Origin of the sequence: Neisseria sp. HMSC061B04 (genome assembly GCF_001836705.1) — a bacterium.
Taxonomy (GTDB): Bacteria; Pseudomonadota; Gammaproteobacteria; order Burkholderiales; family Neisseriaceae; genus Neisseria.
This window is the reverse complement of sequence record NZ_KV830189.1, coordinates 39314-46974: the sequence shown is the minus strand read 5'-3', so window position 1 is coordinate 46974 and position 7661 is coordinate 39314. Positions and strand designations below refer to the sequence as shown.

Genomic DNA, 7661 nt, shown 5'->3' with positions numbered 1-7661 from the left:
CTATTCTTATACACATCTTATCCATATATTTTCCCAAACTAAAAAGGCCGTCTGAAACCAAGTTCAGACGGCCTTTTTCATGTCAAACCGACAATATCAATCGCCCATGACTTTGCCTTCGCGGCGCGGGTCGGCACCACCGAGCAAACCGTCTTTGCCGATCACAATGCCTTGTACGCCGGAATTCAAATCGCGGATTTGGACTTTGTAGCCCAGTTTTTCCAACGCTGCCGCTTTGTCCGCCGCAGCGGTTTTTTCCTCGATTTCATACTGGCTGCCGCGGTTGAGCATATTCGGCAGGGAGATTGCCACCTGAATGTCCATGCCCCAATCGATATGCGCCACCAGCGTTTTGGCAACGAAACCGATGATGCGGCTGCCGCCGGGCGAACCGACCGCCAGATAAGGTTTGCCGTCTTTCATCACAATGGTCGGCGCCATTGAAGAACGCGGCCGCTTGCCGCCAGCCACGCTGTTGGCCACCGTTTTACCGTCCGCGCCGACAGGGTTGAAAGCAAAATCGGTCAATTCATTGTTGAGCAGATAGCCGTTTACCATCAGTCCCGAACCGAACGCGTTTTCAATCGAAGTCGTCATCGACACGACGTTGCCGTCTTTATCCACAACCACCAAATGGCTGGTGGATGGCAGCTCGACCGCCATACCCTGCGCGTATGCCTTGCCGAACTGGCCTGCCTGAATATTTTCCAATGCCTTTTCAGCTTTGCGGATTTCTTCGGCGCGCGGTTTCAAATAAGCCTGAGAAATCAGGGCGCGAGTCGGGACGTTCACGAACTTGGGATCGCCGACGTAATAATCGCGGTCGGCAAACGCAATCCGCGACGCATCGCCTATCCAGCGCCAACTGTGGATATTTTCCGCGCCTAACGCCTTCATATCTTGATTTTGCAAGACACCCAAAATCTCACCCAAAGCAATCGCGCCCGAACTTGGCGCGCCTATGCCGCAGACTTCGTATTCACGATACGGCGCGCAAACCGGTTCGCGCTCGATAACGCGGTAGTTTTTCAAATCCGCCATGCTGATTTTGCCGGGATTATCCACAGCGCCGGTAACGGCACGGACAATATTCTGCGCCAGCATTCCCTGATAAAACGGCGCGCTGCCTTTTTCCGCCAACAGGCGCACGGAACGGGCAAATTCAGGGTTTTTCAATACCGTTCCCGCTGCCAAAGGCTTGCCGTCGGGCAGGAAATACGCGGCGGTTTGCGGATAACGTTTCAAAGGCTCCAGATTCTGCTCGATGGATTTCGCCATTCGCGGTGAAACGGTAAAGCCTTGTTCCGCCAAAGTAATCGGTTTCTCAAACAAACTTGCCCACGGCAATTTGCCGTAACGCTTGTGGACATCTTCCAGCAGCTTCGGAATCCCCGGTACGCCGACCGAACGGCCGCCAACGACAGCTTTCATAAAGCCCATCGGTTTGCCGTTTTCATCCAAAAAAAGTTCCGGCGTTGCCGCTTTCGGCGCCGTTTCTCGGGCATCAAACGTCGTCAGTTTTTTCGCCTTATTGTCCCAATACACCAGAAACGCGCCGCCGCCCAAACCGGAAGACTGCGGCTCGGTCAGCCCCAAGGTCGTCTGCATGGCGATCATCGCATCTATCGCGCTGCCGCCGCGTTTCAAAACCTCGTATCCCGCCTCAGTCGCCAACGGATTGGCAGACGCCGCCATATAATGCTTGGCGCGGATCAATTTCTGCTCGGTCAGCCCCGTCCCTTGTTCCGGCGCATGGTTATCCACAGATACAGAGGGCAGGGCAACTTGAGGTTTCAGAGCCGGCTGTTGCGCACAAGCAGCCAATACCAAAACAGATAACAATTTAATACTAAAGGAAAATTTCATATTCACTCCATAAATTTAAATATTTTCAGACGGCCTTTTCCCAACTTGAACAAGAGGAAATATGAAAATATTCAGAAATAAAAAACCATTTGACTATTTCCCTACTCAATCAGTTCCGATTGGAGAAGTATAAAAAAGCTAAGATTGTGCACAGGCGAAAATTTATCCACAGAATAAAGCGGCAGAAAAATTTTATCCACATACACAAACAAGGCCGACCATACTTTATCCTCATCAAGAAATATCAGCTAAGTATTTGAAAAATTGTTTTAATCAAAGTTATCAACAAGCTGTAGCAGCACTCAATATCATCTTCTATTTATTATTTAAAATCTTATTTATAGTTTGTTTTCCCGAAGGCAAAGGCCGTCTGAAACGTAAAGGCATCTTTTCAAAAAATTAAAAAGTTAAGGATTGTTAAAAACGTGTAAATCAGCTAGAGTTACGCTTGATAAAATTAATCAATAACGGAGTTTCACGAAATGAAAGGCGACATTGGCGTAATCGGCCTTGCCGTAATGGGGCAAAACCTGATTCTCAACATGAACGACAACGGCTTTAAAGTTGTCGCATACAACCGTACGACCAGCAAAGTAGATGATTTTTTAAACGGCGCAGCCAAAAATACCAATATTATCGGCGCATATTCACTGCAAGATCTGGTTGATAAATTAGAAAAACCGCGCAAAATCATGATGATGGTACGTGCCGGTTCTGTCGTGGACGATTTTATCGAACAACTTGTTCCGTTTTTGGACGAAGGCGACATTATTATTGACGGCGGCAATGCCAATTATCCCGATTCCACCCGCCGCACACACGAGCTGGCGGCAAAAGGCATCCGCTTTATCGGCGCGGGCGTTTCCGGTGGCGAAGAAGGCGCGCGTCACGGCCCGTCTATCATGCCTGGTGGCGATGAAGCCGCATGGCCTGCCGTTAAGCCGATTTTCCAAGCCATCTCCGCCAAAACGCCTCAAGGCGAACCCTGCTGCGACTGGGTCGGTCGTGATGGTGCGGGCCACTTCGTCAAAATGGTGCACAACGGCATCGAATACGGCGATATGCAGTTGATTTGCGAAGCGTACCAATTCATGAAAGACGGTTTGGGCCTGTCTTATGACGAAATGCACCAAATCTTCAACGAGTGGAACAAAACCGAACTGGATTCTTATCTGGTCGAAATTACCGCCGCGATTTTGGGTTACAGAGATGAAAACGGCGAACCTTTGGTCGAAAAAATCCTTGATACCGCAGGTCAAAAAGGTACAGGCAAGTGGACCGGCATCAATGCCCTCGATTTGGGTATCCCGTTGACCCTGATTTCCGAAGCCGTGTTTGCACGTTGCGTGTCTGCGTTTAAAGACCAACGCGTCCAAGCAAACAGCCTGTTTGGCAAAACCATTACCCCGATTGAAGGCGACAAATTCGCATGGGTGGATGCTTTGCGCCAAGCCTTGTTGGCATCCAAAATCATCTCTTATGCACAAGGCTTTATGTTGATCCGCGAAGCCAGCGAAAACAACGATTGGGCATTGAATTACGGCAATACCGCCCTCTTGTGGCGCGAAGGCTGCATTATCCGCAGCGCCTTCTTGGGCAACATCCGCGACGCATACGAAGCCAATCCTGATTTGGTGTTCTTGGGTTCCGATCCTTATTTCAAAGGCGTATTGGAAACCTGTCTGCCTGCATGGCGTAAAGTGGTGGCCAAAGCGATCGAGTGCGGTATTCCGATGCCTTGCATGGCTTCTGCGATTACCTTCCTTGACGGCTACACTTCCGCGCGCCTGCCGGCCAACCTGTTGCAAGCCCAACGCGACTACTTCGGCGCGCACACCTACGAGCGTACCGACAAACCGCGCGGCGAGTTCTTCCATACCAACTGGACAGGCAAGGGTGGCGATACCGCTTCAACCACATACGATATTTAATTTATCTAGGCAAACAAAAGGCCGTCTGAGTATTTCAGACGGCCTTTTTATAGGGTTATCCACAATAAAGAATGAAACAATTTAAAGTATTTGATAGATAACTTCATGAAATAAATAAAGATTAATAAAGGCCGTCTGAATGTTTCAGACGGCCTTTAAAATTGTTCACAACCTTATCAACAGGTTTTCCATAGCTTAAACCAGATTTTGCGGATTGCCGGCCACGAAGCGGTTAATGTTGTTCAAGAGGATGTCAAACAGGCGGTTGGCGGCCTCTTGGCTTGCCCATGCAATGTGTGGCGTGACGATGAGGTTGGGCAGTCGGGCTTTCAGCAGAGGGTTGCCGTCGCGCGGCGGCTCTTGTGTCAATACGTCAAAACCTGCCCCGCCGATTTGGCCGTATTTCAACGCCGCAACCAAAGCGGCTTCATCGACCAAGCCGCCGCGCCCGCAGTTGATGAGGATGGCGCCGGGTTTCATTTGTTGCAATTCGGCTTCGCCTATCATGTTTGCCGTTTGCGGCGTGAGCGGACAATTAAGCGACACGACATCGGCGGAGCGGATGGCTTCGTCAAAGGAAACATAGCCGTCGCGGACGCTTTGGGCATTTTTATGTTCGGCGAACACGACATTCATTTTGAAAGCCTGTGCATAAGTTGCCAGCGTTTTACCGATATTGCCGCGACCGAAAATCGCCAGCGTTTTACCGTTTAAATCGCGCATCGGTGCGCCGAGGTGACAGAAAAACGGCGAGTTTTCCCACAAGCCTGCCGCAACATCGCGCTGATAGGCAGGCAGGTTGCGCATCAGGGTAATCATCATCATAAACGCGTGTTCCGCCACGGATTCATTGCCGTAAGCGCGGATATTGCACACTGCCGTGCCGTTTTGTTTGGCGGCCTCAACGTCCACATTGTTGACGCCTGTCGCGGTAACGGCAACCAGCTTGAGTTGTGGATTTTCGGCAAAGGCTTGGGCGGAAATCACGACTTTGTTGGTAATCACAATGTCCGCGCCGCGGATACGCGCCAGCGTTTCGTGCGCTTCGGTTGTGCCGTAGCTGCTTAATGTGTGTGGAAAATCAAAGTCAAACGGGCGGTTAACGAGGGTATCGCGGTCGAGGACGACAATGTGGAGCGGGTTCATAAAATTCCTATCAAAAATAAAATATCTATTTATAAAATCTAAATAAGAATAAAGGATTTAAAATATACGATTCAGTTGATAATAATTATTATGTAGCTATTAAAACATCAATGTATCAGGAAAACAAAATGATTAAAACCATTACATTTGCTATTTTGCATTTCAGCGTTGCATTTAGTGTCGCCTATATTCTGACCGGCAGTATCGGCGTTTCCAGCGCGGTGGCTTTGGTCGAACCCATCATCAATACCGTCGTCTTTTATTTTCATGAAAAAGCGTGGAACCGCTACGAGAAAAACAAATCCGAAAAGCAAAAATTGTGGGTGCCTCTGCATCAGTGCGGCTAAAGTTTCAGACGGCCTTTTGCTTGGTTAAAACCGATTATGTTTTTTCGGTTTGGCCATCGCCATCAAAATGCCAAACCCTAAAATAGAGTAAGACTTTACGAAGGCTTCATGAAGGTAAAAATGCTAAAATACGCTATTCTTGCAAACCCATTCAGACGGCCTCAATGCTCACCGATTTAGAAAAAAATGCCATCCGCGACCATTACCAAAATATCGGCAAAAACCTGCCCGGTTTCCGTCCGCGCGTTTCGCAGCGGGAAATGATTGCAGCGATTGCCAACACTTTTTCGCGGACGTTGACGCGTGAAGAAGGCGAAGAAGCGCCCAAACGCGAGGGTGAGAGCATTGCCGTGATCGAAGGGCCGACCGGCGTGGGTAAATCGTTGGCCTACCTTTTGGCCGGCGGCATCATGGCGCAGACGCGCGGCAAACGGTTGATTGTCAGCAGCGCGACGGTGGCTTTGCAGGAGCAGTTGGTTGACCGTGATTTGCCGTTTCTGGTGGAAAAAAGCGGTTTGGAGCTGACCTTTGCGCTTGCCAAGGGACGCGGCCGTTATCTTTGCCCCTACAAACTCTATCAACTGACGCAAAACAATGCCCAGCAAAACCTGCTTGGTTTTGAAGCGCCGGAAGTGTTGTGGGACAGCAAACCCAAGCCGGAAGAATTGAACCTGCTGCGTAACATTGCCGATGAATTTTCCGCCCGCCGCTTTAATGGCGACCGCGACACTTGGCCGGAAAAAATCGATGACGCGATTTGGCTCAAAGTGACCAACGACCGCCACGGCTGCCTGAAATCCGCCTGTCCCAACCGTCCGGAATGCCCGTTTTACCTGGCACGCGATGTCTTGGAAACCGTCGATGTCGTCGTTGCCAACCACGATCTTCTGCTTGCCGACATCAGTATGGGCGGCGGCGTGATTCTGCCTGCGCCCGAAAACAGTTTCTATTGCATAGACGAAGCGCACCACCTGCCCAAAAAAGCCCTCAGCCGTTTTGCCGCCGAACATTCATGGAATATTGCCGTTTGGACGCTGGAAAAACTGCCGCAGCTTACCGGCAAAATTGCCGCGCTGACCGATAAAGCCGAACTTGCCAACCTTGCCGACGAAGCTGCCACATCCTTGCTCGACAGTCTGCATGAATGGCAGTTCCATTTGGCGGAAGAGCCGTCTTTAAGTCTGGGGTCGTCTGAAAACGACAGGCGGAAACAAAACGAACCGACTTGGCTGTGGGAAGACGGCAAACTCCCCGAAGGCCTTGAAACCACCGTTTCCAATACGGCCATTGCTGCACGCAGCCTGCTCAAACACGTTGTCGGGCTGAATGATGCGCTTTCCGCCGCCCGCCGCGAAAAAGAACAGGACGGCGCGCTCATCGACCGCCTGACCAGCGAGTTCGGCCTTTTTATCGCCCGTATCGAACAAATCAGCGCAGTTTGGGATTTACTCTCTACCGTTCCCATCGAGGGCGAAGAGCCGTTGGCAAAATGGATAACCCGCCGTGCCGACGACAAAAACGACTATATTTTCAACGCCAGTCCCATCAGCAGCGCATCCCACCTTGCCAACAGCCTGTGGCGGCGCGCGGCAGGTGCGGTGTTGACTTCGGCCACCCTGCAATCGCTCGGCAGCTTCAACCTGATTTTGCGCCAAACCGGCCTATTATGGCTGCCTGAAACCACCACGCTCGCTTTGGAAAGCCCGTTTAATTTCGATGCGCAAGGCGAGCTGTATATTCCGCCGGTGCACGCAAGTCCCAAAGACCCTGATGCGCACACGGCCGCCATTGTCGAATGGTTGCCGAAGCTGGTTTCGCCGGTTGAAGCCATCGGCACGCTGGTGTTGTTTTCCTCGCGCAAACAAATGCAGGACGTCGCCTTGCGCCTGCCTGACGAATATTTGCCGCTTCTGCTTGTGCAGGGCGAGTTGCCCAAGGCCGTTCTTTTACAAAGGCACCATCAAGCCATTGCCGAAGGCAAAGCCAGCATTATTTTCGGCCTCGACAGTTTTGCCGAAGGCCTCGACCTGCCCGGTGCGGCCTGCGTACAGGTCATTATCGCCAAGCTGCCGTTTGCCATGCCGGACAATCCCATCGAGAAAACCCAAAACCGTTGGATTGAACAACGCGGCGGCAATCCCTTTATTGAAATCACGGTGCCCGAAGCCAGCATCAAACTGATCCAAGCCGTCGGCCGCCTTATCCGTACTGAACAGGATTACGGCCGCGTGACCATCCTCGACAACCGTGTCAAAACGCAACGCTACGGCCAGCAATTATTGGCCTGTCTGCCGCCGTTTAAACGGATAGGGTAGTTGTGGATAATTTAAAAAAACAAAGGCCGTCTGAAACCAAATGTTCAGACGGCCTT

The 7661-nt window shown here is 51.0% G+C and carries 5 protein-coding genes; 3 read left to right on the top strand and 2 right to left on the bottom strand.

Going from position 1 to position 7661, the window contains the following annotated elements; all coding sequences use genetic code 11:
• Positions 1-96: 96 nt before the first annotated feature.
• A complete protein-coding gene (gene ggt, locus HMPREF2661_RS04910; protein ID WP_070822571.1) occupies positions 97-1866 on the bottom strand; it encodes a gamma-glutamyltransferase in 1770 nt (589 codons plus the stop codon).
• A 482-nt stretch (positions 1867-2348) separates the two neighbouring features.
• On the opposite strand from ggt, the gene gnd reads away from it, so the two are divergent.
• The gene (gene gnd, locus HMPREF2661_RS04905) at positions 2349-3797 is read left to right on the top strand and encodes a decarboxylating NADP(+)-dependent phosphogluconate dehydrogenase (RefSeq protein ID WP_070822569.1); all 1449 of its coding nucleotides are present in this window, start codon (positions 2349-2351) and stop codon (positions 3795-3797) included.
• 195 nt (positions 3798-3992) lie between these two features.
• Here gnd and HMPREF2661_RS04900 read toward each other — a convergent pair whose 3' ends face one another.
• Positions 3993-4943: a D-2-hydroxyacid dehydrogenase gene (locus tag HMPREF2661_RS04900; protein WP_070822567.1), complete on the bottom strand. Its 951-nt coding sequence runs from the start codon at positions 4941-4943 to the stop codon at positions 3993-3995.
• Positions 4944-5071: 128 nt separating this feature from the next.
• On the opposite strand from HMPREF2661_RS04900, the gene HMPREF2661_RS04895 reads away from it, so the two are divergent.
• Entirely contained in the window at positions 5072-5290 is a 219-nt protein-coding gene (locus tag HMPREF2661_RS04895; protein WP_107832081.1) for a DUF2061 domain-containing protein, read from the top strand.
• Between the two features lie 164 nt (positions 5291-5454).
• Positions 5455-7605 carry an ATP-dependent DNA helicase DinG gene (gene dinG, locus HMPREF2661_RS04890; RefSeq protein ID WP_070822563.1) on the top strand — a complete coding sequence of 717 codons (2151 nt, stop codon included), beginning with the start codon at positions 5455-5457 and terminating at the stop codon, positions 7603-7605.
• The last annotated feature ends 56 nt before the right edge of the window (positions 7606-7661 follow it).